Annotated in this window: 2 protein-coding genes; one reads left to right on the top strand and one right to left on the bottom strand. The window is 57.5% G+C overall.

Annotated elements, in window-relative coordinates:
- Positions 1 to 296: 296 nt before the first annotated feature.
- Positions 297 to 1,436, top strand: coding sequence for an ATP-binding protein (locus EHS19_RS08150; protein ID WP_151917267.1), 1,140 nt, complete (start codon positions 297 to 299; stop codon positions 1,434 to 1,436).
- A 9-nt stretch (positions 1,437 to 1,445) separates the two neighbouring features.
- On the opposite strand, the gene EHS19_RS10830 is transcribed toward EHS19_RS08150, so the two are convergent.
- The gene (locus EHS19_RS10830; RefSeq protein WP_175578386.1) at positions 1,446 to 1,583 is read right to left on the bottom strand and encodes a hypothetical protein; all 138 of its coding nucleotides are present in this window, start codon (positions 1,581 to 1,583) and stop codon (positions 1,446 to 1,448) included.
- Positions 1,584 to 1,699 lie beyond the last annotated feature (116 nt).

The following is a 1,699-nucleotide window of genomic DNA, read 5'->3' on the forward strand; positions in this document are numbered from 1 at the left end:
TCACCTACGGACCGTCCACCGGACGCTCCGCCAAACGGTTCGGGGCGGCAACTTCTAGTTGCCACCGTTCCTTCGCGGACGGCACCGTGTAACGAACAGTCCAGTGGACTGTTCGTAGGTGCCGTAGCGAACGACAGTGCGCCAGATCACTGCACGAATCAGATCACCTCGCAAAAGCGTCCGGCTATTCCCAAGATATGAACACTTAGAAAAAGATATACAAAGATAAAAAAGGATTAAAAAGGATATGAAAAGATAAACAAGGACCATTACACCGGTATCACAGCAGCGAGGAGATGCAGAACGCCATGATCAACCCGTTCAGACCTTCAGCTGGAGCCAACCCGCCTTACCTCATCGGACGCAACGACACGCTTGACGAATTTGAAGACTCGCTGGTCTCCGGCCCCGGCTCCCCCAACCGACTGCTGCGCATCACCGGAAGCCGAGGCGCTGGCAAAACCGTGCTGCTCAACGCCCTCGGTAAACGAGCAAGAGCTCACCATTGGGAGGTCATTGACGAAACCGCAGCCCCTGGATTCATCAATAATCTCATTCTCACCGTGCAAGCCTCACAACCGCGCACGATCAAATCCGTCGAATTCCCCAGTCTGGGCATCGACGGTATCGGCAACGCGGCACTGGGCAAAGTGGAGTTCAACGAGACGACACTGCCATTGACACTGCGTACAGCCCTTACCGAGTACCTAGACCATATAAGCAAACGGCATCATGACCGCGGATTGTTCATCACCATCGACGAGACCCAAGGCGCTTCCACGTCCGACTTGCGCGCGCTGGCCACAGCAGTGCAGCACCTCATACGCGAGGACCGCAACATCGCCGTGGCATTCGCCGGACTGCCCGGCATGACCTCCTCCCTGCTGCACGATAACGTCATCACATTTTTGCGCCGTGCAACACCGATTGAACTGACGGATATTCCCCTCGATCTGGTCAGCGATGCCTTCGAAAATGTCATCGAAAAGAACGGCCGATCCATCACGCCCGATGCCTTGCAGATCGCAACGGAAGCAACACGCGGATACCCCTTCATGGTGCAACTCGTCGGATACAACATTTGGCGCAAAGCCGACGACAATACCATTGATGCAGACGCAGCCAAAGCCGGTGTCGAGGCGGCGCGCATCCGACTTGGCGGAACCGTGCATGAACCCGCCATCGAGGACCTGTCGGACATCGATCGAACCTATCTACTCGCCATGGCCCAAGATATCGGCCCATCAAAGACGGGAGACATCGCGCAACGCATAGGCAAAGACGCGCAGTACGCCGGCCGATACCGGGAACGCCTGATTCAGGCGGGCATTATTTATGCATCCTCATATGGATACGTGGACTATACCATCCCGTATCTGCGTCAATGGCTTCGAGAGCATGCCGCAACGCTGTTGATGACTGCGACCGAAAGGTAGCGCCACCGCTCACGCCACGGTCAGGGTCTGAGAGAACGTGTGGGATGTGCCGGGTGCGAGGGTTACCGCAAGCTCGCGGCAGACGGCGGCCTCGATGGCGGCGGAACCGCGCCATTCCGCCGCGGCACCCGGGCGCGTAACGGGCATCGTCTCTCCGCCCGCCTTGCCGGGGCCGGCCAGCGCCAGTCAACGCTTGCAAAAGCAAGACAATCTCACGGTGTTCTGCGGTACGCAACACCCAAACTATTATCCTGCGTCAGAAA

Source organism: Bifidobacterium jacchi, assembly GCF_009078285.1.
In the GTDB taxonomy this organism is placed as follows: domain Bacteria; phylum Actinomycetota; class Actinomycetes; order Actinomycetales; family Bifidobacteriaceae; genus Bifidobacterium; species Bifidobacterium jacchi.

Excerpts from the sequence above, each read along its gene's own strand:
- EHS19_RS10830 (WP_175578386.1), bottom strand. The coding sequence starts at position 1,583 with ATGCCCGTTACGCGCCCGGGTGCCGCGGCGGAATGGCGCGGTTCCGCC.
- EHS19_RS08150 (WP_151917267.1), top strand. The coding sequence starts at position 297 with ATGCAGAACGCCATGATCAACCCGTTCAGACCTTCAGCTGGAGCCAAC.